Below are 24,940 nucleotides of genomic sequence, written 5' to 3' on the forward strand. Positions count from 1 at the left end.
CGCTGGATCACAGCCGCCACTCGAGCCCCGCCGACACGGTGCGGGGCAGCCCCGGCTTGATCCCTTCCGGCCGGCGCGACGCGATGTACTTGTCGCCGGCGAGATTCTTAACCGCGGCGGATAGCGAGAGATCGCGCAGCATCGGCAATCGGTAGCGCGCCGCGAGATCGAACACGCGATACGCCGGAATCAATCCGGTCCGCCCGTTGGCCGACCCCTGGCGCGTCTCGAAGTTGTCGGCGAACTGCTCGCCCACGTGCAAGCCGTCCAGCCGGAGCAACAGACCCGACGGATGATCGAAGGTCAGCGACGCGCTGGCCGTGATCTCCGGCGCGTACGGCAGGCGATTCCCGCGCACGTTCACCGTGTCGCCCGACGCGGACCGGAGAAAGCGATCCTTCGAGAACTTCGCCGCGGTGCGCGTCGCCGCGAAGCGCGCGATCAGGCCGAACGGCTGCCCCATCGCCTTCGCGACGTCGAGCGACAGTGCGGCCTCGACGCCGCGGTGGCGCGTCGCGCCCTGGTTGGCCAGAGCGACGTCCGCGGCGCTGCCCGCGGACAAGGAAGGCTCGATGATCTGGTTCGTGAAATCCAGATAGAACGCCGTCGCCTCGAGCGACAGATATGGCCGCGGCGTCAGCCGCGTGCCGAGCTCGTAGTTGAGGCTGCGCTCGGCGTCGAGGCTGAGCGTCTGGAGCTCCGGGATCTGGTCGTCCGCGCCGAGCGTCGGATCCGGATACACCAGCCCGTCCTTCACGCGCGGCGGCGAGAAGCCGCGATGCACGCCCGCGAAGAGAGTGAACAGCGGGGACGGAGTCCAAGCGCTGCCGATTCCGGGAATGACTTCGGCGACGGCGTCGCTGCCCTGGATGCTCACGTCCTCGACGTTCCGCGTCGTCCCGCTGCCGGTGGATCGACGGACGCGCGCGCGGAGGATGTTGCGGTCGTAGGTGAACCGCTCCAGGCGAAGGCCCGGAGTCACGTGTAACGCGGGCGTGATGAAGAACCGGCTCTGCACGAACGCCGACACCGCCTTGCCGACGCGGATCTCGTCGTCGCGCACTTCTCCCGTCGAAGCCGTCGCGGTCGCGCCGTTGATGTGCTGGTCGCGCGCACGCTCGTAATGCAGGCGCGCGCCGAAGTCGAGCTCGACCGGCCGGCCGCCGCGCGGCCACACCGTGCGGAACCGCGGCTCGATGCCGGCCACGTCGAAGCTTCGGTTTCGGTTGCCGGTGCTGTTGCGGAACACGTGCTGCGTCCCGTCGGCTGTGTAGCCGTAATCCTGCCGGCGCCAGTTACGCGTGGTCTGATAGGCGTACGCGCTCGTACGCACGCTGCTGTTCCCGAGGAAGCCGGTCTCGTGCGACGCCGTCACGGCATACCGCCGGATGTGCAGCAGATCGTTCGGCGCGGGATGCGTGTACGGCGAGGCATCGTACATCGCCTGCGTCAGACCCACGTAGGTGGAGTTGGACCGCTCGTCGTAGTAGGTCGCCTTCACTCCGAGCTCGCCCGCCGCGGTGCGAGCGCCGACCTTCGCCGTGACGTCGCTCACATTGAACCAGAGTCCCGCGAGATCACTGGCGCGCTTGTCGAACGCGCCGATGTTGCCGCGGACGCCGCTCCAGCTGCCGCCGTAATTCGCCTGAATGAGACGGGAGTGTCCTTCGCCTGCACGCAGCGTGACGCTGCCAGTCGCGACCGAGGGCGCGTCGGCCGTCACGTAGTTGAGCACGCCACCGATCGTCTGCGGGCCGAACAGGATCGAGCCGCTCCCCTTCACCAGCTCGACGCGGTTCATGCGATCGATGGGGGGCGAGTAGTACATCTCGGGCTCGCCGTACGGCGCGAGCGCTACCGGCACGCCGTCCTCGAGCACGAGCAGCGTACGGCTGCGGTCGGGATCGAGTCCGCGGATGCCGACGTTGGCGCGGAGGCCGACGCCTTCCTCATCCTGCACGTGCACGCCGGGGAGCGTGCGGAGCGCCTCGTTCGCGGACAGCGGCTGCATCGCCTGCAGCTCGTGCGCGGGGATTACCGCCGCGGAGCCGGGGAGGCGCGACAGCGCGTCGGAGCGCGAGCCCACGACTTCCACTCCGACGATCTCGACCGGCGCTTCGGCCACGCGCAACGTGACGTCCGCGACGGCTCCCTCGCGGACCGTCACGACCGCGCGCGCCACCGTGGTGCCGATGCGCTTGCCCTCGATCTCGTAGTTCCCCGGCGTCAGTCCGGTGAGCTGGAACGACCCGTCGTCATTCGTCTGCGTCGCGCGCGAGGTGCCGGCCACTGACACGATCCCACCGCTGACCGGAGCTCCAGTCCCGGAGAGGACGAGGCGCCCTCGGACGATTCCTGTCTGGGCCTGGGCGGAAGCGACTCCGGCGAACAGCAGGGCGAAGAGAAGGGTGGACACGCAGTGCGGGAATGCGCGACCGCTGCCGAAGGCGTGACGGGAAGCTTTCATCGGATTTTCGAGGGCTTTTGGTTCAGAACGCTAGTTGAGAACGATTCTCAAGAGTCACACTTGGAACTTAGAGCCCAGGAATCAATCCCGTCAAGATCTATCGGGATTGAGTATTTGGCCGTTCACCTGGGATTACGGACTGAGGCCGCAAAGTCCTCAATCCGAAGTCGCAACGACTAAGCTGATCCCTCAGGATTCAAATTTTGCTGCTTAATGCCCGGCGCTCTCCGCTCGAGGCAGCGCGCTACGGCGGCCGTCAGGTCGGTACCGCTGAACGGCTTCTGTAGAAGATCCAGTCCTGCGGGGATCGACTGCCCGAGCTCCTGGCTGTCGCTGTACCCGGAGATCAGGAGGATCGGCAGCGCGGGGAAAGCGCTCGCCACCCGGCGGGCCAACTCGAGTCCGCCCATCTCCGGCATGATGATGTCGCTGACGAGAATGTCGATGCCGCCGTCGGCCGCCGCGAGCATCCGCAATGCCTCTGCCCCATTCGCGGCCTCGCGCACGTCGTAGCCGTTCCGCACGAGCAGCCGGGACGCCACCCGGCGCACCGGCTCCTCGTCGTCCGCGATCAGCACCGTTTGTCCGCGCGGCTCGCGGGCGACCGGCCGCGGCGGCGGCGGCACGACGTCGGACTTCGACCCCGACGCCGGGTCGGCGAGGAGCTTCCGCGCCAGATCGCGCGCGCGCGCCACCGCCCTGTCGATCTCGTCCAGCCCCTCCCTGATTGCCTCGACCCCGCCGAAGTCGCCGCGCATCAGGTCGGCGTTCCCCTGAATCGCGGCGAGCAGGTTGTTCAGCTCGTGCCCGATCTCGGCTCTGCGCGCACCCGGTCCCGTGTCGCTCACGCCGGCACGCCCTCCGGCACCATTGCCCGCACCACCGCCGCCGCGCGGTCGCGAGCTTCCGCGGCGTCCTCTCCCGTTACAGTGACGTGCCCCAGCTTGCGGCGCGGCGCCGGGGCCTTGCCGTACATGTGCACGTGCGCGCCGGCAATGCTTTCGATGCGCGCGACGTCGGGAACGGTGCCGAGAATGTTCAGCATCACTGAATGTCCGAGAGCGCCGGCGCCGCCGAGCTCTCTGCCGCAGATTGCGCGAACGTGATTCTCGAACTGGCTGGTCTCGGCGCCTTCGATCGTCCAATGCCCCGAGTTGTGCACCCTCGGCGCTATCTCGTTCGCGATCAGCTTCTCGCCCGACTCGAACATCTCGAGCGCGAGCACGCCGACGTAGTCGAAGCTCGACATCAGCCGCCGCACGTAATCCCGCGCAGCTCGGATCTTCGTCTCGCTCACTTCCGCGGGAGCGACCGAGCGGCTCAGGATTCCTTCCCTGTGCTCGTTCTCCACCATCGGATAAAAAACTATCTCGCCCGAGCGCGACCTCGCCCCGATGATGGAGAGCTCCCGGTCGAACTCGATGAACTGCTCGAGAATCAGCGGAACTCCACCGAGCCTGTCCCACGCGTCCGCCAACCCGTTCTCGTCGCGGATCACGACCTGTCCCTTGCCGTCGTACCCGAGGCGGCGGGTCTTGAGCACAGCCGGCAGCCCGATCTCGTGCGCGGCCTTGTCGAGGTCGCCGCGACTCGCGACGTCGCGGCACGGCGCGGTGCGGATGCTCATGTGCTGGAAGCTGCGCTTCTCGAGCACGCGGTCCTGCGAGACCTTCAGCGCCTGCACGGACGGAAACACGGGAACACGCCTGGCGACGGCCTCGACGGCGGCGACCGGGATGCTCTCGAACTCGTACGTGGCGACGTCGAGTCCTTCGGTGAACCGCTCCAGCGCGGCCGGGTCGGAATAATCGGCGGCCGTCAGCTCTCCGACGTCGCGAGCCGGCGAATCGGGATTCGGATCGAAGAAGCTGAATCGGATCCCGAGGCCGCGGCCGGCCAGCGCGAGCATCCTGCCGAGCTGGCCCGCCCCGAGAACGCCGACGTTCATCGCTTCCCCCGCTTGCTCGCCGGCTTGCGCGCGCGCGCGGGAGCAGCGGGATCGGGCTGCTCCAGCACCGCGTCCCGCATCCCGTCGCGGCGCGTGCTGAGCGCCGCCTGAAATTTCACGTGCTTGCGCGCGACTATCTGCGCCGCCAGCAGCGCCGCGTTGATCGCGCCGGCCTTGCCGATCGCCAGGGTTCCGACGGGAACTCCCGCGGGCATCTGCGCGATGGACAGGAGCGAGTCCAAACCCTTGAGCGTCTTCGATTCGACGGGCACGCCCAGCACCGGGAGCATCGTCTTGGCGGCGGTCATGCCGGGCAAATGTGCCGCGCCGCCGGCTCCCGCGATGATCACCTCGAGCCCGCGCTGCTCCGCCGACGAGGCGTACTCGAACAGCAGGTCGGGTGTCCTGTGCGCTGAGATCACTTTGGTCTCATGCGGGATGCCGAGCTCCGCGAGCGTATCGGCCGCGTGCGACATCGTCTCCCAGTCGGACCGGGAGCCCATGATGATGCCGACGAGAGGAGCGGGCATGGTGATTGGTGACTAGTGACTGGTGACTGGTGACTGGTGACTGGTGACTAGTGGCTAGTGATTAGTGATTAGTGACTAGTAACTGACGCGGGACGCACGTTGCCAATGGGCTGATTGCGACTGCTATGCCAGAAGCTGGGGCGTGTCACTCTCCGTCTGTGCAGCCAGCAGTTGCGCCAGATGTTCAATCCCTTCGTCGCTCTCGGTTACCACGGAATCGAAGTCGAACGTGAGCTGGCCGATGCGCCAGAAACTGCGCCGGTGATGCGCGGTTATCCCCTGCGAAGCGAGCCCGGCGACGTGATCGCGCGTGGTGTATCCCGCGTTGGTGTCCCAGCAGTAGCCGGGGTGTCTGCGCCCGAGCGCGGCCATCAAACGGTCTCGGGTCACCTTCGCGAGAATGGACGCGCAGGCAATGCTGAAGCACCGCGAATCGCCATGGACCACCGCAGTATGCGGTACCGGCAGGGTGCGTATGCGATTGCCGTCGACCACGACGTGATCGGGCGTGAGCGGCAGTCTGGCGAGCGCGCGGCGCATGGCGAGCACGCTCGCCTGGTAGATGTTGATGCGGTCTATCTCGCGGACCGACGCGGCGCCGAGGGCGACGCACACCGCGCGCTCGCGAATCTTGAGCGCAAGCTTGAGGCGCGTGGCCGGGAGCAGCTTCTTGGAATCGTCCACGCCGGGGATGGCGCGCTCGTTGGGAGGCATGATCACGGCGCAGGCGACGACCGGGCCGGCAAGCGGACCACGTCCGACTTCGTCCACTCCGGCGAGCATCGGTCCCATCGAAGCGCGGAGGTCGCGCTCGATGGTGCTCCAGCGTTTTCGCGGGTGCGGCCGGCGCGCGCCGGTCACACCTAACCCCGCGACCCGTTACCGGGCTCGGGGCGAAGCACTTTACTCGCCGGTGACCGGGACCGTGACCTTCACTTTCCGCTCCTTGATGCGCGTCGCCTTGCCGGTGAGCTGGCGGAGGTAATAGAGCTTGGCTCTGCGCACGCGGCCGCGACGAACGACCTGCAGGCTCCCGATCATCGGGGAGTGCACGGGGAAGATTCGCTCGACGCCGATGCCGCTGGAGATCTTGCGGACCGTGAAGGTCTGGCTGACGCCGGCGCCGCGGCGGGCGATGCACACACCCTCGAACGCCTGGAGCCGCTCCTTGTCGCCTTCCTTGACGCGGACGTTGACGCGGATGGTGTCACCGGCGCGGAAAGGTGGGATGTCGTCCCGCAGCCACTCTTTTTGGGTTTCGCTGAATGCGTGCATAAACGGAGCTCCGACGCTGGCTAGAGCGCCCGGTGAGGAATGTCTGGGATAGACCCATCAAATTAATCACGCAGGCGCGCTAAGGCCAGTTGCCCCCCATGGTCGCCGAGGGGCAGCGGTCCGCTTTTCTGGAGCTACGGCCTTCGGCCTAAGACGCTCCTGAAAAGCGAACCCTGCCCCTCGGCTCCCGCAGGCATTGTCGCAAGCGCTTACCGGCCGGAACGGCGGTCAGTCTTTACCGACTTCTACCAGCGCGACGCGGTTCACGCCGCTCAACGCCAGGACGAGGTTGCCGTCCGGCGTGGCCATGATGTGGCGCACGATTCCGCCGCCCGACGGGATCGTCCAAGTCTGGAATTTCTCGGTCGCGGGATCGAATCGCACGAGCGTGTTGGGCCGCACCCCCGATTCGCTGTACCAGACAACGTTGCCCGTGGCCGCGATGCCGTACGGGCGGGACTGCCGTCCGCCCGGCGACGGCCATTCGCGCACGTCGCCGGTCTTCGGATCGAACCTGCCGAGGTAGCCGCGCGCGTGGTCCGTGTACCAGACCACGTCGTCCGACGTGATCGCGATCCGGCGCGGGCGCGCGCCCGTGTCGGGCAGCGTGTATTCGCGGATCGCCATCGTCGCCGGATCGATGCTCCCTATCCGGTTCCCGCGGAAATCGACGTACCAGGGGATCCCCTGTGAGTTCACGGTGATTCCGTACGGATACGTCCTCGCGGTCGGCGTTCGCACGACCTTCACCTCGCCCGTCGAGGGCACGATCCTCCCGACCATTCCCGATTGCAGCGTGAACCAGAGGTTGCCCTTCTGGTCGAAGATCGGCGTGTGGGGTCCGCGCGCGGCGGTGTCGGGCATCTGATACTCCGTCACCTCACCCGTCAGCGGGTCGAGCTTGCCGACGTGCCGCTTGCCTTGTCCGGTATACCAGATGTTGCCGGCCTGGTCGGCGATGAGACCGTGCGGACCGGAGTCGGGCGTCTTCAGTGTGTACTCCCGCATCGCACCCGTCGCGGGATCGAGCCGGCCGAGGACGTTGTTCCATTGCCCCGTCCACCAGATGGAGCCGTCGGGCCCGGGCGCGGGATCATGCGGCCGCTGGCCGAGCGTCGGGAGCATCCATTCCCTGATCACGACGGTCGCGTCTCCCGGCACGAGCACCGCTTCCGGGCGCGCCTTCACCGGAAAGTGCGCCGCGAGGTACGTAGCCACGGTGTCTTCCCGTTCCGCGCGCATGGAAATCATCGAGCGGATCAGCTCCTTCCACCCCTCGCGCGTATATCCGCCCGAGTTGGCCACGCTGTTCAGCGAGTGGCATTGAGTGCACAACACCTGGACGACCTGCCTGCCCTCGCCCTCCGGGAGCTGGACCTGCCGCTGCTGACCCTGGGCCGCGGCGGAGGCCGTCGCAAACGACAGGGCTGTCGCGAAAACGAAGAATCGTCCATTCAACATCGTCACTCCCGGGTTATGCGGCTCGTCGAGTTCACTGCAAGAGAAACGCCTGTGTCAATCAGCGCCCGCGAAAGCGGTCGATCTGGCGCCGCTGCTGCTTGGTCGGCCTTCCTTTTATCAGCGCGTCGCCCATCGCCTTGTTCATGGCCGCGATCCGCTCGCGCGCTTCGCGGCTCGCGGCGGTCTCCTCGTACAGCGTCGCCGCGACCGGCGCGGCACCGCGCACCTCGGACAGCGCGCGCACCGTGACCACCCGCTCGTACGGCCCGCTCCGGATAGACAGCTCCTCGCCCACGGCAATTGTCCGGGACTTCTTCACCCGCTCGGCGTTCACCTTGACCTTCCCCGAATCGATGGCCTGGGCGGCCAGGGAGCGCGTCTTGTAGAACCTCGCCGCCCAGAGCCACTTGTCCAACCGCACGGAAGCGGGCGTAGCTTTCTCCATGCCCAATTCTATCCGATACTCCATCTCCGGCGCATTGGCGGCCCTCATGTTCGCCGCGCCCGTCGCAGCCCCGGCGCAAACCCTGGCGCGCGCGGAGCAGCGCATCCGCGACCACGTCACCGCCAACACCGAAGCGGGGATCGCTCTGCTCGAGCGCTCCGTCAACATCGGCAGCGGCACGATGAACCACGCCGGCGTCGAAGCGGTCGGCATGCTGTTCGCCGGCGAGCTGCAGCAGCTCGGCTTCCGCACGAGCTGGCTCTCACAGGCGGCGGTGAACCGGGCGGGGCACCTGCTGGCCGAGCGCCCCGCGAAGCGCAGGCGCGGACGCGCGGCGCCATTGCGCGTCCTGCTGATCGGCCACCTCGACACCGTGTTCGAGGGCGAGGGCCAGCAGTTCGTGCGCGCGGACACGACCGCCGGCGGCGCCGGCACCGCGGACATGAAGGGCGGCATCGTGATCATCGTGCAGGCGCTCAAGGCGCTGGCGAGCGTCGGCGCGCTGGACGACATGCACGTCATCGTGCTGCTGACAGGCGACGAGGAGAGCGCGGGCGAGCCGCATTCGATATCGCGTGACGACATGGTGCGCGCCGCCCGGCGCAGCGATCTCGTGCTGTCCTTCGAGGGCGGCTCCGACTCGACCGCGGTCGTCGCGCGCCGCGGGTCGAGCGCCTGGGTCCTGACGGTGACGGCGCGGCAGTACCACAGCTCCGGCATGTTCGGGGAGCGGGCCGGATACGGCGCCATCTACGAAGCCGCGCGAATCCTCAACGATTTCCGAAGCGCGCTGGAAGGCCAGCCGTATCTGACGTTCAGTCCGGGCGTGATGCTGAGCGGCGAGAAGGTGAGCTACGACACGACGATGATGACCGGCACCGCGTCGGGGAAAACGAACATCGTCCCGCCCACCGCCGTGGTGCACGGAGATCTGCGGTTCATCACGTCGGGCCAGCTCGATTCGGCGCGCGCGGTGATGCGCGAGATCGTGTCGCGGAATCTCCGCGGGACTTCCGCCGAGATCCTGTTCGGCGAGTCGTACTATCCCGCCATGGCTCCGACGCCGGCGAATTACGCGCTGGTCGCGGTGTACGACACAGTGAGCCGCGCGCTCGGCTACGCGCCGGTCGCGGGCAACGATCCGAGCCGGCGCGGTGCCGGCGACATCTCGTTCGTCGCGCCGCTGCTGCCGGGGCTGGACGGGCTGGGACCGTTCGGGCGCGGATCGCACTCGCCGGACGAATGGGTGGACCTGTCTTCGCTGCCGAAGCAGACCGCGCGGGCGGCGCTGCTGATGTACCGATTATCGAGAGATTCGAACCGGACCCGAAGGCGGTTGGGGCTCAATTAACAACAGGTTAGGGAGACAGGTTTCAGGCATTGGTATTGGTTAACTGACGGGTGATCGGTTGACGGTTGGGTGGTGACTGCGGACCGACTTACAACCGTCCAACCATCAACCGGTCGTTAACCAAAACCAAAACCCAGGACCTGTCGCCCAAACCTGTTTTTGATCTGGCGTTACTCCCTGCGCCTGCCGTCTCGCTCCTGCTCCTGTCTCCACTTCGCGATCTTCGCATGATCGCCCGATAGCAACACCTCCGGCACGTCGTGGCCCCGGTACGACGGCGGCCGCGTGTAGCTCGGCGCGCTGATCCCCCGGCTGTCGTGAAACGAGTCCCCACGCGCGCTGTCCGGATCCGACATCGCGCCGGGCAGCAGCCGCACCGTCGCGTCGATCACCAGGAGCGCGGCGGCCTCGCCCCCGCTCAGCACAAAGTCGCCGACCGACAGCTCCTCGGTCGCCAGAAAATCGGCGACGCGCTGATCCACGTCCTTGTAGTGGCCGCACAGCAGCGTCAGCTCGCTCCCTTCGCTGAAGCGCCGCGCGTCGGCCTGGGTGAAGCGGCGCCCGCGCGCGGACAGCAGCACGATCGGCGCGGCCGCGTCGAGCGATTCCACGGCCTCGAAGAACGGATCGGGCTTCATCACCATCCCCGGCCCGCCGCCGTACGGCGCGTCGTCCACGGTCCGGTGCTTGTCATGGGTGAAGTCGCGCAGATCCACGACGCGGTACTCGACGGCGCCGGCTTGTTGCGCGCGCGCGGGGATGCTGAGCGCCAGCGGATCGGTAAAGAACTCCGGGAAAATGGTCACGACGTTCACGCGCAGCATCAGTCGAACAGCCCCTCGACCGGCGTGACGATCACCTTCCCCTCGTGCACCCGCACCTCGCGCACCATTTCCGGGCGGTACGGCAGCAATACGGGTGTGCCGGAATCGCGCGCGATCTCCAGCAGCAATCCCTGGGGGACTTTCACGACGTCGGCCACGCGGCCGAGCCGCTCGCCTTCCGGCGTCTCGGCGACGAGACCGAACAGCTCCTCGACGAATACCTCGTCGTCGGCAGGCGGGGCGAGCTCGCTCTCCGGCGCGAACAGGTAGCGATGGCTCCACAGCTCCGCCGCGTTCCGGTCTGCGACCTCGGCGAACTTCACGATCCTGAGCGTCTCCTTGAAGGGGTTCGCTTCGGTGATCGTGAGCGCCTCGGGATTTTCCGGAGCGTTTCCGAACGAGTCGCCCACAAAAACACGACGGCCGGACGCGAAGAGCGCGTCCGGCGTGTCTGTGATCGGTTCGACGAGCAGCTCGCCCTTGATCCCCTGGGCCTTACGAATCCGCCCGATGATCGCGAGGCGCAATCACGTCACGCGCCGGCGGCTTCGCCCGCGCTCCCCTCGTCGCCCGCGTCGGAGATCGGCACTGCATTGGCGCTGAGCGTGCGGCCAAGCCGCGCCTCGTGCCGGGCCTTGAGGATGCCGGCGCGGCGCAGCAGCGAGCGCGCGGTGTCGCTCGGCTGGGCGCCGTTGTCGAGCCAGTAGCCGGCGCGATCGGCGTCGATCTTGAGCCCGCCCTCTGCCTGCCTGGGAGCGTACTGTCCGATGATCTCGATGAACTTGCCGTCCCGCGGACTCTTCGAGTCGGCGACGACGAGACGATACACGGGCGCTTTCTTGCGTCCGACCCTGCGAAGTCTGATGCGAACCATTTTTCGTAACTCCCTGCGGCGGTGATGGGTCGAGCTCCGGGCTCATCGCGTGCCCGGTGTCTCCGAGCCGCACCCGGTACTAGGTAACCTGTAAAGTTAACGCATTCCGAACGGCATCATACCCTGGCGGCCCCCCGAGGCCGCCTTCTTCATCATTTTCTGCATTTCCCGGAACTGGGTCAGCAGCCGGTTGACCTCGTTGATCGGCCGGCCGGAGCCCTTCGCGATCCGGGCGCGGCGCGAGCCGTTCAGGATCCCCGGCTCCTTTCGCTCCTCGGCCGTCATCGAGAGCACGATCGCCTCGACGTGCTTCATCCGCTTCGGGTCGAGGCCCTTGGCCTGCTTGAGCGCCGCCGTGTTGACGCCGGGCAGCAGCTTGAGCACCCCCTCGAGCGGGCCGAGCTTCTCCATCTGGCGCATGGCGGAGAGGAAGTCGTTCAGGTCCATCCCCTGCTTGCGGATCTTCTTCTCCATCCGCTTCGACTCGTCCTCGTCGAACGCGGCCTGCGCCTTCTCCACCAGCGAGACCACGTCGCCCATCTGGAGGATGCGGCCCGCCATCCGCTCCGGGTGGAACTCCTCGAGGGCGTCCGACTTCTCGCCCACGCCGATGTACTTGATGGGCTTCTTCGTGACGCCGTAGATCGAGAGCGCGGCCCCGCCGCGCGCGTCGCCGTCCATCTTCGTGAGGATCACGCCCGTCACGCCGAGCCGGTCGTCGAACCCCTGCGCGATCTTCACCGCCTCCTGTCCGGTCATTCCGTCGGCGACGAGCAGGATCTCGTCGGGCGAGATGGCGGACTTGAGCCGGGAGAGCTCCTCCATCATGGCGTCGTCGATCTGGAGCCGGCCGGCAGTGTCGACTATGACTACCCGGTCGCGCTCTCGCCGCGCCGCTTCGATTCCCTGCTTCACGATCCGCACGACGTCGTTGGTCGAGCGATCCGCATGCACCGGGATCTCGAGCTGCTTGCCGAGCGTCTCCAGCTGGTCGATGGCGGCGGGGCGATACACGTCGGCGGCGACGAGCCGAACAGCGCGTCCCTCTGACTTGAGCTTGCGCGCGAGCTTCGCCGCGGTGGTGGTCTTACCGGAGCCCTGCAGGCCGACGAGCAGCACGATCGTCGGCGGGACGGAGCTGAGCTTGAGGCCTTCGCGCCGCTCGCCGAGCATGGCGGCGAGCTCCTCGTGCACGATCTTGACGAGCTGCTGCGCCGGGGAGACGGTGCGGAGCGAGCTGACGCCTACCGCCTTTTTCTCGACGCGCTCCAGGAACTCCCGCGTGAGCTGGAAGTTGACGTCCGCTTCCAGCAGTACGCGCCGCACTTCGCGGAGCCCTTCCTTGATGTCCGACTCGCTGAGCACGCCCTTGCCGCGCAGGCGGGCGAAGGTGGCTTCGAGCTTTTCGCTGAGGGTTTCGAACATGGTGATTGAACGTAACTTGCTGGCTGAGACCGAAACAGCGCTATTGGCTATTGGCTATTGGCTATTAGCTATTAGCCACGGCGGACCGACGGTTGCTTAGGAGCGGTTAGCCAATAGCCAATAGCTAACAGCCAATAGCTTTTTTATGTCCAAACCCGACCGCAAAGAAGAAATCCTCTCCTCCGAGCTGCCCGCCACGCTCCCGCTGATGGCGCTGCGCTCGACCATCGTGTATCCGCTCGGGACCATCGCCGTTCAGATGGGCGCGCCGGACAATCTCGCGATGCTCCGCGCCAATCCCGATTCCGGATTGATCGTGGCGCTGGTCGTTGCAACGGCGGACCAGGACACCGACAGCGACCTGCACGAGTTCGTCGGCAAGGTGGGCGTCGCGGCGCGGGTGCACGAGCGGATCAACCTTCCGGGCGACACGGTGCAGATCACGCTGCAGGGGCTCCGCCGGATCGTGATCGACAAGATCGGGCAGACCGAGCCGTTCGCCGTCGTGCACGCGAAGCCCGCGCGCGAGATCGCGCCCGACCCGGATGAAGTCAACGAGCTGGTCACCCGTATCATCTCGGCGTCGGAGACGCTGTCGGAGCTGGTCGAGCGGATCCCCGACGAAGTGCCCGGCATCCTCCGGATGAACGTGTCGGATCCTGGCCGCTTCGCCGACCTGGCCGCGACCAACATGAACTTCCGTATCGCCGACAAGGACGAGGTGCTGCAGCGGCTCGACATCGGCCAGCGGCTGCGCTTCCTCCTCACGCGGCTGGAGCGCGAGGTCGCGCGCGCGCGCGTCGTGGACGACGTGAAGAAGCAGACCGAGATCAAGATCGAGCAGCACCAGCGCGACTTCTACCTGCGCCAGCAGCTCCGCGCGATTCAGGCCGAGCTGGGCGAGACGGATCCGGGAGAGAAGGAGGCCGTCAACATCCTCAAGAAGATCGACGAGGCCAATCTCCCGGAGCGCGCCGCGCAGGAAGCGAAGCGCGAGACGGAGCGGCTGCGGCAGCTCTCGCCGGCGTCGAGCGAGTACCAGGTCGTGCGGACGTACCTCGACTGGGTGCTGTCGCTGCCGTGGCACAAGCGCTCGAGCGACGACGAGATCGAGCTGAAGAAGGTCGAGGAAGCGCTGGACTCGCGGCATTACGGTCTCAACGAAGCGAAGGAGCGAATCGTCGAGTACCTCGCCGTGCGCAAGCTCCGCAAAGGGGACCCGCGCGGCCCGATACTCTGCTTCGCCGGCCCGCCCGGCACAGGCAAGACCTCGCTCGGCTCGGCGATCGCCGACGCGATCGGCCGGCAATTTTACCGGATCTCGGTGGGCGGCGTGCGCGACGAAGCGGAGATCCGCGGGCACAGGCGCACGTACGTCGGCTCGCTGCCGGGGCTGATCATCCAGGCGCTGCGGCGCGTGGAGGTGAACGATCCCGTGCTCATGATCGACGAGATCGACAAGATGACCAGCGGCGGCCCGTCGGGCGATCCGACCGCCGCGATGCTGGAAGTGCTCGACCCCTCGCAGAACAAGGACTTCGTCGACCACTACCTCAACCTGCCGTTCGACCTGTCGCGCGTGCTGTTCGTCTGCACGGCGAACAACGTGTTCGACATCCCGGTGCCGCTGCGCGACCGGATGGAGATCATCCGGATCTCGGGCTACACGATCGAGGAGAAGGTCGAGATCGCGTGGCGGTACATGCTGCCGCGGCTGCTCGAGGACCACGGCATCACGGACAAGGACATCCAGTTCACCGACGAGGTGCTCGGTTACATCGCGAGCCGGTACTCGCGCGAGGCCGGTCTGCGCAACTTCGAGCGGAACGTCGCGGCGATCATGCGCAAGCGGGCGCGGGCCAAGGCCGACGGCGAGGAAGGCGCGTGGATCATCGACATCGAGCGGATCTCCGACATTCTCGGAATTCCGCGCTTCGCGGTCGAGGCGGCGGAGATGGAGCCCGAGGTGGGCGTCGTCACCGGTCTCGCGTGGACGGCGACCGGCGGCGACCTCATGATCATCGAGGCGCTGCGCATGCCGGGCAGCGGCAAGCTCACGGTGACGGGGCAGCTCGGCGACGTGATGCGCGAGTCCGTCGAGGCCGCGTACTCGTACGTTCGCTCGCGCGCGGCGCAGCTCCGGATCGAGCCGCAGCAGTTCCGCGAGTCGGATCTGCACATCCACTTCCCGGCCGGCGCGATACCCAAGGACGGGCCGAGCGCGGGCGCGGCGGTGACGCTGGCGATAGCGAGCGTGCTCAGCGGCCGGCCGGTACGGCGCGACCTGGCGATGACCGGCGAGGTGACGCTGCGCGGCCGCGTCATGGAGATCGGCGGGGTGAAGGAGAAGGTGCTCGCGGCGTATCGCGCGGGACTGCGAGAGGTGATGCTGCCCAAGACGAACGAGAAGGACCTGCGCGATATCCCCGACGAGGTGAAGAAGGCGATGGTGTTCACCTTCGCGTCGACGATGGACGAGGTGCTGCACATCGCCTTGCTCTCCGCGCCGGAGCCGGCGCTCGCCGACGCGGCGCCCGCGGATACCCCGGCCGCGCACGCCGCCGATCCGCCGCCGGAGCTGTCTCCGGAAGCCACGGAGACGCGCGGCTAGCTAAACACGGGAGCTGGTGGCTCCTGGGATTCTGACGGGGAATCCAAGTTTGGAGTGTGGCAGTATGGAGATGGGAGTTCGGAGTGACTCCGTACTGCCAACTCCTGACTGCCACACTCCAAACTTGGATTCCCTGTCAGTCCTCTCGGAGCATACCTTACCGCGCAATGGATCCCGCCCTCGCATCGCTGCTCAACTACGTAGTGGTCGGAACCCTCTCCGGCGGTGTCACCAACACCGTCGCAGTGTGGATGCTGTTCAATCCCAAACAGCGGCGCTTCGGCTTTCAGGGAGCGATCCCGAAGAACCAGGCGCGGCTCGCCCGGAGTATCGGCCGCATGGTCGGCGAGCGCCTGCTCACTCCGGCGGACCTCCAGTCGGAGCTGAACCGCCCGGAGCTGCGCGCCGCCTTCGACGTCAAGCTCACGGAGCTGGTCCGCGCGGTGATCACCTCGGAGCAGCCGCTCATCGACAAGGTGCCGCCCGCGGTCGTCACTGCGCTCGGCTCGGCGATGACCGACTATCTCCCGGTCGCCATGGAGAAGCTCGGCGGGTTCCTCGGACAGCCCGCCACGCGCGAGAAGATGCGCGCCGCGCTGCACGCGCTCTTCGACAAGTTCGTCAACGACCTCAAGTTCCACGAGCGGGTGCTCGCCAAGCTGATGGTCAGCGAGAACAAGATGGACCGCGTGCTCGACGCGATCGAGACGGAGGGTGTCGAGCAGCTGGTCGTCCTGCTCGACGACCCCGTGATCCGCGAGGAGATCTCGAAGACGATCCACGACGCGGTGCTCGAGTACCTGCAGAAGCCCATCAGCGAGATCCTGAGCAACGTCACCGACGCGAGCGACCCGGAGGCGCCGGACCGGATCGCGTCGGCCATGGCGCCGCTGATCTGGACCTGGATTCACGACCAGCTTCCGGGCCTCGTGCAGCGGCTCGACATTCAGCAGATGGTCGAGCGGAAGGTCATGGCGTTCAGCATCGAGCGGGTGGAGGAGCTGCTCCGCTCGGTCATCCAGAACGAGCTGAGGATGATCATCGTGCTCGGCTACGTGTTCGGCGCCGTCGTGGGAGCGATGACGTACGGGATATCGCGCGCGATGGGGCTTTAAAGCGGCTGCCTCCCGGGATTTTGCCGGGGGATCCAAGTTTGGAGTGTGGCAGTCGGGAGCAATCAGTATGGAGTCACTGCAAACTGTCACACTCCAAACCGTCACACTCCAAACTTGGATCCCCCGTCAGTCCTCTTGGAGCCCGATGCCGGTCACGTCGATGATATCACCAGTGACGGAAGCAGGGGCGTCGGTGTAGATCACCAGCGGCCGCCCTCCAACTTCAGCCGTGATCAGCCGCGAGGTCCGGCCGAGGTTCGTGTACACCCGTACGCTCTCCGACTCCGCCGTCCCGCCGACGAGCGTCTTCCTTTCTAGCGCCGACTGCATCACCTCGCGGAACTCGCCCGCCTCGACCGCGGAATCCCACACGGTGATCCATACAAGCACCTCCCCGGCCGGCGTGTCGACGAGCGCGTAGCGGTCGCCGTCCCAGCCGGTCGCGCCGCGGATGGCGTCGTTCTGATCCTCGGTGTGCTGATATAGAAACAGCCGCGTCTCGAATTCGCCGAGCGTGTTCTCGTAGCGCTTGGTTCCCCGCACCGGACCCAGCGTTATGCGGGTCGGATGATCGCGCGTTCCGAAGTACGCCGCCGGGTGCAGGATCTGCTCGGTCGAGACGGGCATGTCGGAGTAGGGCGTGCCGCCGGGATTGCGCGTCTTGAATCCACGGATGAACTCCGCGCCGCTCAAGTACGGAAAGATGAGCGTCTCCTGTATCACGAGCGGCGCCCGGCCGAAGACCGGCATCGACGCCTGGTTCTCGCGGATCATGTCACGCACGCGGTCCCAGCCGCCCGGCAGATTGACCGCGACGTTCCCGCCGCCGAGCATCGCCGCGACCTGCTCGTACACCGCCTGTCCCTCGAACACCGCCTGCGCCGCAGCCTGGCGGTCGTTCTCGCCCTCGAGATTCTGCAGCGCTTCAAGATCCACGTACTGGTCCTGCAGCGCGTGCACCAGCTCGTGCGTGATCGTGAGTCCGACGATGTCGTCGGGCGACCCTTCGACCACGTATAGCACGTCGGTCGCCGGATCGTAGTAGCCCACGATCTGCTCCTCGAGCAGGCTCACGAGGTACTCGCGCAGATTCAGCGTGTCGGGGATCATGCCGAACCGCTTGTACGCGGCCTCCTGCCCCGCCATCTCGCGCTGCGCCACGGGCCTGGTGATCTGCGCGAGCACGAACTCGCGCACCTGCGCCTTGGAGCGCGCCTCGACTTTGGGCGGACGCTTGAACTTGAGCCCCGTGCCCCGCTCGATCAGCGGAATCGCTTCCGCGACCTGCCGGCCATACGGTCCCTCGTACTCCTGCTTCCGCTCGCGGCAGCCCGTTGCGACGACTGCCACAAGAGCGAGAACGAGCTGCATACGTCGATCGCGAAAAATCATGATCTCTGTGTTGTTGTCGTTGCAGCTAGCTGCTAGCTGCTAGCCGTAGTTGACCAGGCTGTCGAGATACCACGCGATCATCGCCTGGCCCCAGAGCAGCGCAATGACGGCTGCCGGAGCAAGGAACACACCGAAAGGGATCACCGGAACGATCCCGTCGTCGTCCGCGGGCGGACCCAGGCTGCCGCGGCGGTCGCGGTTCAGGCGGATGAGGCGGATGGGATAGATGATCAGCACGTACGCCACGGTGCCGAGCGCGGCCGCGAGGAAGATCGTGAGCAGCGCCAGGCGCGGGCCCACGGCCGCTCCGATCACGGCCATCAAGGTGACGTCGCCGAAGCCCATCGCTTCCTTGCGCAGCGCGACCTCGCCCAGCCAGCCAGCGATCGAGATGGCGCCGGCGCCCGCGCACGCGCCGATGAGGGCCTCGTACGGCAGCGCGAACGGTCCCGCCTCCCCCGCCATCACTCCCACCACGGAGAAGGTCATCATCCACAGCAGCCCGAACACCGTGAAGCCGTCGGGGATCGTGTAGTGCAGCGCGTCCGTCATCGCGATGCCGATCAGCAGCGTGACGAATACGGCGACACGAAGCGCGGTGAGCGTCGGCCCGAAGTGCGCGACGGAGGCGAGCCAGGCGAAGGCCACCGCCAGCTCGACCAGCGGGTACATGATCGAGATCGGCTGCCCGCACCCTCGGCAGCGAGCCCGCAGCGCGAGCCAGCTCAGGACCGGAATGTTCTCGTACCACTTGATGGGCCGCTCGCAGTTGGGGCAGCGCGACCGCGGCGTCACCACCGACTGCCCCGCCGGCCAGCGCGAGATACACACGTTGAGGAAGGACCCCCAGACGGCGCCGAACGCGAAGGCGAATACGCGGATCAGTGTCTCGGTCATCCCCTAAGCTCGTGCAGAATTATCCCCGCGGCCACCGCCACGTTCAGCGATTCCACCGCCGGCTCTAGCGGAATCGACACCAGCAGGTCGCACCGCTCCCGCACCGCGGGCGTCAGCCCCGCCCCTTCGTTGCCCAGCGCGACCGCCACCGCGGCCGGTGCCCGCCGACTGCCGATGCTCTCGCCGTCCGCGGCCGCACCCCAGAGCGGGATCGACGCGGCGCCCAGAAAATCGAATAGCTCCTCCGATGCCGCATGCACGAGCGGATACCGGAAGTGCGCGCCCATCGCGCCTCGGACGACCTTCGGATTCCACAGGTCCACGGTTCCCGGGAGGGCGACTATGCCGCTCGCCCCGAGCGCGGCCGCCGTGCGCACGATCGTGCCCGCGTTCCCCGGATCCTGAATCCCGTCCAGAACCACGATTCGCGCGATGCCGGTGACCGGGATCGAGGACAGTCGATATTCAGGTGTTTCAGCGACAGCCAGAATGCCTTGCGGTGTATCGGTGTCGGCGGCGGAGGCCAGGTCACGCTCGTCGACCCGCTCCAGGGTAATGCGGCGATCCGCGATCAGCGCCGCCAGGGCGGAACCGCGGGCGCTTTCCAGGAACTGCGGGGTAACAAGAACACCTCGCACCGAAAGCTCCGACCGGATCAGCTCCTCGACGGCGCGGACGCCTTCGGCGAGGAAGAGCGACCGCCGCTCGCGCCCTTTTCGGCGCTTGAGATCGCGCGCCAGGGTGAGGAGGCTCATCGCCGGGCCGCTACCGGCGCGATGGCGGCCGTCGGAACCGGAGCCATTGGGAATAGGATTTGCCTTTGATAGGGCAGAAAATCTACGAAGGAGTAACGATGAGACGTACGTTCACGGCACTTGTGCTCGCTTTCTCGGTCGTCGGCTGTTCCATCTCCCGGCAGCAGGAAGCCGAGATGGGACGGGATTACGCGATCCAGATCAATCAGCAGCTGCCCATAGTCCAGGACGCCGAAGTTAACCGGTACATCAACCTGCTCGGCGATTCGATCGCGCGGCTGACGAGCGCGCCCGACCATAACTGGACGTTCTTCATCGTCGACAGCCCGGAAGTGAACGCCTTCGCGGTCCCCGGCGGATACGTCTACGTCAATCGCGGGCTGATCGCGCGCACCGAACGCATGGACGAGCTCGCCGGAGTGCTCGGTCACGAGATCGGGCACGTGGTGGAGCGGCATTCCGTCGAGCAGATGGAGAAAGCGCAGCGCGCCGAGCTCGGCGTCGGACTGGCCTGCGTGCTCACGGGCGCCTGCGGCAGCCAGGCGGCAGGCACGCTGATCAACGTCGCCGGCACGGCGGTGTTCGCGAAATTCAGCCGCGAGGCCGAGCTGGAAGCGGATGACGTGGGTTTCGACAACGTCGTGCGCGCGGGAATCAGCCCGCAGGGAATCGCCACGATGTTCCAGAAGCTGCTCGAGGAGCGTCGCACCCGCCCGTCCGCGGTGGCAGGCTGGTTCGCCACGCACCCGCTCGAGGAAGACCGGCTCGCGAGAATCCAGGCGCGGATAGCGCAGATTCCCGCGGCGCAGCTCTCGCGCCTGTCGCGCGACTCGCGGAACTACCAGACGTTCAAGCGGCGGCTGAACGCGTTGCCGCCGTCGCCGGCTCCGCGGAGATAGACAGGGCGCTGTTGGCTGTTGGCTGTTAGCTATTGGGCACTACGGAAATGCTGGCGATTGGGAGCGGTCGCCAACAGCCAATAGCCAACAGCCAACAGCCATGTACATAGCACTGACGGTCGCCGGGTCCGACTCCGGCGGCGGAGCGGGAATCCAGGCCGATCTCAAGACGTTCCACCAGCTCGGCGTTTACGGAACTTCGGTCATCACGGCGATCACCGCGCAGAACACCCTCGGCGTCTCCCGCTGGGAAGCGGTGTCGGCGGAAATGGTCCGCGCGCAGCTCGACGCCGTCGCGACCGACCTCAGGCCGCGCGCCTTCAAGACCGGGATGCTCGCCGACGCCGGCATCGTTCGCGCGGTGGCCGCCGGCGCGCGCGAGCACGAGCTGTCGGGCTACGTCCTCGATCCGGTGATGGTCGCGACGTCGGGCGACGTCCTGATCGAGCACGACGCGGTGGCCGCGATCCGCGAGCACCTGCTCCCGCTCTGCGCGGTGGTCACCCCCAACGCCCACGAAGCCGCGCTGCTCGCCGGACTGGCGGTCGAGACGGAAGCGGATCTCGCGAAAGCGGCCGAGGCGCTCGTCCGCGAGCTGGGCGCCGGCGCCGCGCTGGTAAAGGGCGGACACGTCGACACGGGTGCCGAGACGGTAGACGTGCTGTATGCGGACGGGGCCGCCGTGGCGTTCCGGAATCGCCGGCTGGCGACGACGAGCACGCATGGCACCGGGTGTACCCTGTCCGCGGCTATCGCCGCGGAGCTTGCGAAGGGGAATGATCTCCGTGCTGCCTGTGCGCGCGCCGTCGAATTCGTGCACCGGGCCATAGAAGCGGCGCCGGGGTTGGGATCAGGGCACGGGCCGCTGAATCACTTCGTCAGGTAGAAACGGCGGCGAGCGTTGTGCGTTTCCCGTTACAGCGTTGTGCGTTGGGACGTTAACTGCGGGGGGATCACCCTCGCGGTTCCCACCGCAGTCTACGTCCTAACGCAAGACAGTTGAACGGTTAACGCACAACGCTCCCCGCTCTTAGAGCGCCCGGACCAATGTCCGAATCAACTTGACGAACTGGTCCGACACCCGTCCCGTCGTGTCCAGCACCTCGGAATGGCTCACCGGCATCGACGACAGCCCCGACGCGACGTTCGCGATGCAGCTCACCGCCGCGACGCGCATGTCGAGCGCCTGCGCCACGATCACTTCCGGGACCGTCGACATCCCGACGGCATCGGCGCCGAGCCGCTCGAGCATCCTGATCTCGGCCCGCGTTTCGTAGCTCGGACCGGTGAGCCCGGCGTACACCCCTTCGTGAACCGTCACGTTCAGCTCCGGCGCCGCTTCGCGCATCAGCTTCCGCAGCAGCGCGTCGTACGCCTCCGTCATGTCCGGAAAGCGGTCGTCGCCCTCCTGTAGCGGCCCCACGAGCGGGTTCTGATTCATCAGGTTGATGTGATCCTCGATGATCATCAGATCGCCGGCCCGGTACGACCGGCGGATCCCGCCGGCGGCGTTCGAGAGGAACAGCACCTTGGCACCCAGCGCGTGCAGCACGCGCACCGGAAACGCGACCATCGCGGCCGGGTTTCCCTCGTACATGTGCGGCCGGCCGGAGAACACCAGCACTTCCTTCCCTTCCAGCTTTCCCGCGGTCGCTTCCCCGACGTGGCCCACGACGGATACCTGCGGGAAGCCGGGCACGTCGCGGTACGCGACCTTGCGCGGTGATTCCAGGCTGGCGGCGACTTTTCCGAGGCCGCTGCCGAGGATCATGGCCATGGCCGGCGCCTCGACGCCGAGCCTGTCCCGCATCGCCGCTGCTACGGTCTTCGCGGCCGCCGCGCCGTATTGCTCGCTCATGAGACTGTCTCCTCTATCGCGTCGATTCCGTCGCGCACGCTCTCGATCAGCAAGAGCCGCTCCTCCCACGGAAGGAACGCGCTCGCAAACCCGTTCAGCGCCACCAGCGAAAGGTCGGAAACGGTGAATCCCATCTCGTTCGCGGCGTGCAGGTATTCGTCGGTGAGAGTCGTGCCGCTCATCAGCCTGTTGTCCGTGTTCAACGTGACGTTCATTCCTTTCGCAAAGTACTCCCTGAACGGATGCTTCGCATACGACGGGACCGCGCGGGTCTGGACGTTGCTCGTTGGGCACATCTCCAGGGCGATGCGGCGGTCGTTCACGTACTGCGCCAGCGAGGGATCCTCGAACAGCCGCGTCGCGTGGCCGATGCGGTTGGCGCCGCAATCGTGCACCGCCTGGCGGATCGAATCGACGCCGTAGCCTTCTCCCGCGTGCACGGTGACCGCGAGATCGTGCTCGCGCGCGTACCTGAACGCTTCCGCGTGCCGCGACGCGGGGTTGCCCGCCTCCGCGCCCGCGAGATCGAAGCCCACAACGCCCCTGGACTTGTGCGCCACGGCGAGCCGCGCCTGCTCCAGCGAGCTTTCCGGCGGCAGGTCCCGCAGGGCGCAGACGATGAAGCGAGCGACCACGCCGAACTCGCGCTCGCCGCGCTCCAGACCGCGGACGGTGGCGTCCACCACCTCGCCCGGGGACAGCCCGCCGCGCGTGTTCAGCAGCGGCGCGTTGCGAACCTCGATGTAGCGCACGCCGTCGGCGTGCGCGTCGGCCACTAGCTCGTACGCGATCCGCTCCAGCGCCGCCCCGGTCTGCATCACTCCGATGGTGTACTGGAAGCGGGTGAGATACTCCTCGAGCGTGGCGGCGTCGGTCACGTGCATCATCCGCGCGACCTCCTCCGGCGTGGACGGACACGGGAGATGTACGCCGCATTCGCCGGCGAGCTCCGCCAGGGTGGCAGGCCGCACGGAGCCGTCCAGGTGGCAGTGCAGCTCCGCCTTCGGGAGGCGGCGGAGCGTCTCGCGCAGGTTGGCGCCGCTCACGAAGCTTGCCTGGAGCTCACGACGCGGAAGATCGAGCCGTGGGTGACGGGCTCGTCGAGCGGGGCCGGCAGTCCGCGGTTGTCCACGATGACCCGCGAGCCTTCGCGCACGAGGGCGGCCGCCACGCGGTCGTGCCGCTCGAGAGCCGACAGCGGGGTCGCGCCGCGCTCCGCGTCGACCGGCTGCGCGTCTATGTAGATGCGCACGGTCGGCGCTTCCCCCGGCGAATCCGCGGTCACGGCGCGGCCTGCCCCGCGAGCCATATGCGAAGCGTGCGCGGAGCTTCCACGGGCTGCGGCAGCCGCGCGACGTAGTCGCGGAGCGCGTTGCGGTCGATGATCGGAAGGGCTTCGACGGACGCCGCCGCCGGCGGTCCGAGGCCGTCGCCACCCGCCGCCATGAAATCGTTGATCGCCACTGTATAGCCCGCCGAATCGTCGATCGGCCTTCCCGCCACGCGCACCGTATCGATCCGGCCCGCGCCGGCGCTGTCCCTTGAGTACACGATCGACGCGCCGCTCACGTGCGCGTTCGGCCGCCCGCGCGCGACGATCTGGGCGAGATAACTCCGGAGATCCGAGCCCCGCATCGTCACCCGGACCAGGGTATTGTCGAACGGCTGGACCTCGAACAGCTCGCCGTAAGTGACCACGCCCGAATCGAGATCCGCGCGGATGCCGCCGCTGTTCATCACGGCCACGTCCGTCCCCGCCGCCGCCCGCTGCGCGTCGGCGATGAGGTTCCCGAGAGAATGCTGCGCGCCCGCGCGGGACAACCGCTCGGAGAGCGTCGCCACCGGCCGCGAGAATTCGCCCGCGACTCTCGCAGTCCACCGCGCGACGATCGCCGCCGCCGCCGGATCGGGCGGGATCCGCGCCGTGAGCACAGGGCGGACCTCGCCGCGTGCCGGCGCGCGTCCGTCGAGCGGCAGGTCGAGGACATCTATGGACCGCCCGCTCGAACGGGCCTGTACGATCGGGATGCCGTTCACCGTGGTGTCGAGCAGCGTGTGCGAGTGGCCGCTGACGATCGCGTCTACGGGCTCGGTGATCGCGGCCGCGAGGTCGAAGACCTCGCCGGTGCAAGTCGCCCCGCAATGCCCGCCCACGTGTCCGACGACCACGACGTGCGTGGCACCGCGGGCGCGCAGCGATCGCGCGTGCGCGTCCACCACCGGCGCGGGATCCACGAAGCGCAGGTGCGCGACGTTCTGCGGGCGCGTCGTCGTCGGCGTCTGCTGCGTGGACAGCCCGATGATCCCGATGCGCGCGCGGCCGCGCGCCACGATCGTGTCGTTCGGGATCCATTCCACGTCGCGGCCGTCGGCGTAGCGCACGTTCGCGCCGAGGATGTTGAAGCGCGCGTCGCGCATTCGGGCGCGCAGCGTGTCTATGCCCCAGTCGAACTCGTGATTGCCCAACGCGGCCGCGGCGTATCCCAGCTCGTTGAACAGCTCGACTACCGGCTTGCCGTAGGCGGTGTTCGAGGCGGCGGTTCCCTGGAACATGTCGCCGCCGTCGAGCAGCAGCACCTCGCACCGCGGCGCGCACTCGGCGGCTGCCGCCCGGATCGCGGCGGCCACGTGCGCGGCCCCGCCCAGCTGTACGCCCGCGCTGTCGGCCCGCGGCTCGAGCGCGCCGTGGAAGTCGTTGGTGCCGATGATGCGGAGAAACTGCCCCGCCGGTGGCGTCGTGGGACTGACGCCGGGGGGAACGCATGCGGCCCCGGCGACCAGGAGCAGATATGCCGCCAATTTCATGGAGAGCT

23 protein-coding genes and 1 pseudogene are annotated in these 24,940 nt (G+C 67.4%); 5 read left to right on the plus strand and 19 right to left on the minus strand.

Features of this window, described 5'->3' with window-relative positions:
• Nucleotides 1–7: 7 nt before the first annotated feature.
• From WEA80_02545 to WEA80_02580, 8 genes are all read right to left on the minus strand, one after another.
• A complete protein-coding gene (locus WEA80_02545; GenBank protein ID MEX1185444.1) occupies nucleotides 8–2,467 on the minus strand; it encodes a TonB-dependent receptor in 2,460 nt (819 codons plus the stop codon).
• A gap of 176 nt (nucleotides 2,468–2,643) precedes the next feature.
• On the minus strand, nucleotides 2,644–3,315 hold the full coding sequence (locus WEA80_02550; protein ID MEX1185445.1) for a response regulator: 672 nt from the start codon (nucleotides 3,313–3,315) through the stop codon (nucleotides 2,644–2,646).
• A complete protein-coding gene (locus tag WEA80_02555; protein MEX1185446.1) occupies nucleotides 3,312–4,415 on the minus strand; it encodes a 5-(carboxyamino)imidazole ribonucleotide synthase in 1,104 nt (367 codons plus the stop codon). The genes WEA80_02550 and WEA80_02555 overlap by 4 nt, the downstream gene beginning before the upstream one ends.
• Nucleotides 4,412–4,945, minus strand: a complete 534-nt coding sequence (purE, locus tag WEA80_02560; GenBank protein ID MEX1185447.1) for a 5-(carboxyamino)imidazole ribonucleotide mutase — start codon at nucleotides 4,943–4,945, stop codon at nucleotides 4,412–4,414. The genes WEA80_02555 and purE overlap by 4 nt, the downstream gene beginning before the upstream one ends.
• 123 nt (nucleotides 4,946–5,068) lie before the next feature.
• Nucleotides 5,069–5,806 (minus strand): ribonuclease HII, encoded by a 738-nt coding sequence (locus tag WEA80_02565; protein ID MEX1185448.1) that lies wholly within the window; start codon nucleotides 5,804–5,806, stop codon nucleotides 5,069–5,071.
• Nucleotides 5,807–5,848: 42 nt separating this feature from the next.
• Nucleotides 5,849–6,220, minus strand: coding sequence for a 50S ribosomal protein L19 (rplS, locus tag WEA80_02570; protein MEX1185449.1), 372 nt, complete (start codon nucleotides 6,218–6,220; stop codon nucleotides 5,849–5,851).
• 228 nt (nucleotides 6,221–6,448) lie between these two features.
• A complete protein-coding gene (locus WEA80_02575; protein MEX1185450.1) occupies nucleotides 6,449–7,681 on the minus strand; it encodes a hypothetical protein in 1,233 nt (410 codons plus the stop codon).
• A gap of 58 nt (nucleotides 7,682–7,739) precedes the next feature.
• On the minus strand, nucleotides 7,740–8,126 hold the full coding sequence (locus WEA80_02580; GenBank protein MEX1185451.1) for a S4 domain-containing protein: 387 nt from the start codon (nucleotides 8,124–8,126) through the stop codon (nucleotides 7,740–7,742).
• On the opposite strand from WEA80_02580, the gene WEA80_02585 reads away from it, so the two are divergent.
• Nucleotides 8,125–9,477, plus strand: coding sequence for a M20/M25/M40 family metallo-hydrolase (locus WEA80_02585; GenBank protein ID MEX1185452.1), 1,353 nt, complete (start codon nucleotides 8,125–8,127; stop codon nucleotides 9,475–9,477). The two genes, WEA80_02580 and WEA80_02585, sit on opposite strands and share 2 nt — an antisense overlap.
• 170 nt (nucleotides 9,478–9,647) lie before the next feature.
• Here the strand turns inward: WEA80_02585 and trmD are convergent, their stop codons facing one another.
• The 4 genes and pseudogenes from trmD to ffh form a co-directional block, all read right to left on the minus strand.
• On the minus strand, nucleotides 9,648–10,301 hold the full coding sequence (trmD, locus tag WEA80_02590) for a tRNA (guanosine(37)-N1)-methyltransferase TrmD (GenBank protein MEX1185453.1): 654 nt from the start codon (nucleotides 10,299–10,301) through the stop codon (nucleotides 9,648–9,650).
• Entirely contained in the window at nucleotides 10,301–10,828 is a 528-nt protein-coding gene (gene rimM / locus WEA80_02595) for a ribosome maturation factor RimM (GenBank protein MEX1185454.1), read from the minus strand. Before rimM ends, trmD begins: the two co-directional genes overlap by 1 nt.
• A 107-nt stretch (nucleotides 10,829–10,935) precedes the next feature.
• Nucleotides 10,936–11,175, minus strand: a pseudogene (gene rpsP, locus WEA80_02600) (30S ribosomal protein S16).
• Nucleotides 11,176–11,271: 96 nt separating this feature from the next.
• A complete protein-coding gene (gene ffh, locus WEA80_02605; protein ID MEX1185455.1) occupies nucleotides 11,272–12,600 on the minus strand; it encodes a signal recognition particle protein in 1,329 nt (442 codons plus the stop codon).
• A 145-nt stretch (nucleotides 12,601–12,745) separates the two neighbouring features.
• Between ffh and lon the strand changes: the two genes are divergently transcribed.
• Nucleotides 12,746–15,211 (plus strand): endopeptidase La, encoded by a 2,466-nt coding sequence (gene lon, locus WEA80_02610; protein ID MEX1185456.1) that lies wholly within the window; start codon nucleotides 12,746–12,748, stop codon nucleotides 15,209–15,211.
• Between the two features lie 167 nt (nucleotides 15,212–15,378).
• On the plus strand, nucleotides 15,379–16,326 hold the full coding sequence (locus tag WEA80_02615; GenBank protein MEX1185457.1) for a DUF445 family protein: 948 nt from the start codon (nucleotides 15,379–15,381) through the stop codon (nucleotides 16,324–16,326).
• Nucleotides 16,327–16,452: 126 nt separating this feature from the next.
• On the opposite strand, the gene WEA80_02620 is transcribed toward WEA80_02615, so the two are convergent.
• The 3 genes from WEA80_02620 to WEA80_02630 form a co-directional block, all read right to left on the minus strand.
• Nucleotides 16,453–17,676 (minus strand): hypothetical protein, encoded by a 1,224-nt coding sequence (locus tag WEA80_02620; protein ID MEX1185458.1) that lies wholly within the window; start codon nucleotides 17,674–17,676, stop codon nucleotides 16,453–16,455.
• An 81-nt stretch (nucleotides 17,677–17,757) separates the two neighbouring features.
• Nucleotides 17,758–18,615: a prepilin peptidase gene (locus tag WEA80_02625; protein ID MEX1185459.1), complete on the minus strand. Its 858-nt coding sequence runs from the start codon at nucleotides 18,613–18,615 to the stop codon at nucleotides 17,758–17,760.
• Nucleotides 18,612–19,370 (minus strand): RNA methyltransferase, encoded by a 759-nt coding sequence (locus WEA80_02630; GenBank protein ID MEX1185460.1) that lies wholly within the window; start codon nucleotides 19,368–19,370, stop codon nucleotides 18,612–18,614. The genes WEA80_02625 and WEA80_02630 overlap by 4 nt, the downstream gene beginning before the upstream one ends.
• Nucleotides 19,371–19,468: 98 nt before the next feature.
• Here WEA80_02630 and WEA80_02635 point away from each other — a divergent pair, with 98 nt between their 5' ends.
• The gene (locus WEA80_02635; protein MEX1185461.1) at nucleotides 19,469–20,269 is read left to right on the plus strand and encodes a M48 family metallopeptidase; all 801 of its coding nucleotides are present in this window, start codon (nucleotides 19,469–19,471) and stop codon (nucleotides 20,267–20,269) included.
• Between the two features lie 100 nt (nucleotides 20,270–20,369).
• The gene (gene thiD, locus WEA80_02640) at nucleotides 20,370–21,155 is read left to right on the plus strand and encodes a bifunctional hydroxymethylpyrimidine kinase/phosphomethylpyrimidine kinase (GenBank protein MEX1185462.1); all 786 of its coding nucleotides are present in this window, start codon (nucleotides 20,370–20,372) and stop codon (nucleotides 21,153–21,155) included.
• A gap of 144 nt (nucleotides 21,156–21,299) precedes the next feature.
• Here thiD and WEA80_02645 read toward each other — a convergent pair whose 3' ends face one another.
• Genes WEA80_02645 through WEA80_02660 form a run of 4 tightly spaced genes read right to left on the minus strand, consistent with a single transcriptional unit; the run spans nucleotide 21,300 to nucleotide 24,932 of the window.
• A complete protein-coding gene (locus WEA80_02645) occupies nucleotides 21,300–22,127 on the minus strand; it encodes a purine-nucleoside phosphorylase (GenBank protein ID MEX1185463.1) in 828 nt (275 codons plus the stop codon).
• Nucleotides 22,124–23,173: an adenosine deaminase gene (gene add / locus WEA80_02650; GenBank protein MEX1185464.1), complete on the minus strand. Its 1,050-nt coding sequence runs from the start codon at nucleotides 23,171–23,173 to the stop codon at nucleotides 22,124–22,126. Before add ends, WEA80_02645 begins: the two co-directional genes overlap by 4 nt.
• Entirely contained in the window at nucleotides 23,170–23,412 is a 243-nt protein-coding gene (locus WEA80_02655) for a hypothetical protein (protein MEX1185465.1), read from the minus strand. The genes add and WEA80_02655 overlap by 4 nt, the downstream gene beginning before the upstream one ends.
• Nucleotides 23,409–24,932 carry a 5'-nucleotidase C-terminal domain-containing protein gene (locus WEA80_02660; protein MEX1185466.1) on the minus strand — a complete coding sequence of 508 codons (1,524 nt, stop codon included), beginning with the start codon at nucleotides 24,930–24,932 and terminating at the stop codon, nucleotides 23,409–23,411. Before WEA80_02660 ends, WEA80_02655 begins: the two co-directional genes overlap by 4 nt.
• Nucleotides 24,933–24,940: the final 8 nt, after the last annotated feature.

Source organism: Gemmatimonadaceae bacterium, from assembly GCA_040882285.1.
Taxonomy (GTDB): Bacteria; Gemmatimonadota; Gemmatimonadetes; order Gemmatimonadales; family Gemmatimonadaceae; genus JACDCY01.

Bases quoted from the DNA above. Each gene is read 5' to 3' on its own strand.
- WEA80_02545 (MEX1185444.1), bottom strand. From the start codon at position 2,467: ATGAAAGCTTCCCGTCACGCCTTCGGCAGCGGTCGCGCATTCCCGCAC.
- WEA80_02555 (MEX1185446.1), bottom strand. From the start codon at position 4,415: ATGAACGTCGGCGTTCTCGGGGCGGGCCAGCTCGGCAGGATGCTCGCG.
- purE (MEX1185447.1), bottom strand. From the start codon at position 4,945: ATGCCCGCTCCTCTCGTCGGCATCATCATGGGCTCCCGGTCCGACTGG.
- rplS (MEX1185449.1), bottom strand. From the start codon at position 6,220: ATGCACGCATTCAGCGAAACCCAAAAAGAGTGGCTGCGGGACGACATC.
- WEA80_02575 (MEX1185450.1), bottom strand. From the start codon at position 7,681: ATGTTGAATGGACGATTCTTCGTTTTCGCGACAGCCCTGTCGTTTGCG.
- WEA80_02585 (MEX1185452.1), top strand. From the start codon at position 8,125: ATGCCCAATTCTATCCGATACTCCATCTCCGGCGCATTGGCGGCCCTC.
- WEA80_02580 (MEX1185451.1), bottom strand. From the start codon at position 8,126: ATGGAGAAAGCTACGCCCGCTTCCGTGCGGTTGGACAAGTGGCTCTGG.
- trmD (MEX1185453.1), bottom strand. From the start codon at position 10,301: ATGCTGCGCGTGAACGTCGTGACCATTTTCCCGGAGTTCTTTACCGAT.
- ffh (MEX1185455.1), bottom strand. From the start codon at position 12,600: ATGTTCGAAACCCTCAGCGAAAAGCTCGAAGCCACCTTCGCCCGCCTG.
- lon (MEX1185456.1), top strand. From the start codon at position 12,746: ATGTCCAAACCCGACCGCAAAGAAGAAATCCTCTCCTCCGAGCTGCCC.
- WEA80_02615 (MEX1185457.1), top strand. From the start codon at position 15,379: ATGGATCCCGCCCTCGCATCGCTGCTCAACTACGTAGTGGTCGGAACC.
- WEA80_02625 (MEX1185459.1), bottom strand. From the start codon at position 18,615: ATGACCGAGACACTGATCCGCGTATTCGCCTTCGCGTTCGGCGCCGTC.
- WEA80_02630 (MEX1185460.1), bottom strand. From the start codon at position 19,370: ATGAGCCTCCTCACCCTGGCGCGCGATCTCAAGCGCCGAAAAGGGCGC.
- WEA80_02635 (MEX1185461.1), top strand. From the start codon at position 19,469: ATGAGACGTACGTTCACGGCACTTGTGCTCGCTTTCTCGGTCGTCGGC.
- thiD (MEX1185462.1), top strand. From the start codon at position 20,370: ATGTACATAGCACTGACGGTCGCCGGGTCCGACTCCGGCGGCGGAGCG.
- WEA80_02645 (MEX1185463.1), bottom strand. From the start codon at position 22,127: ATGAGCGAGCAATACGGCGCGGCGGCCGCGAAGACCGTAGCAGCGGCG.
- WEA80_02660 (MEX1185466.1), bottom strand. From the start codon at position 24,932: ATGAAATTGGCGGCATATCTGCTCCTGGTCGCCGGGGCCGCATGCGTT.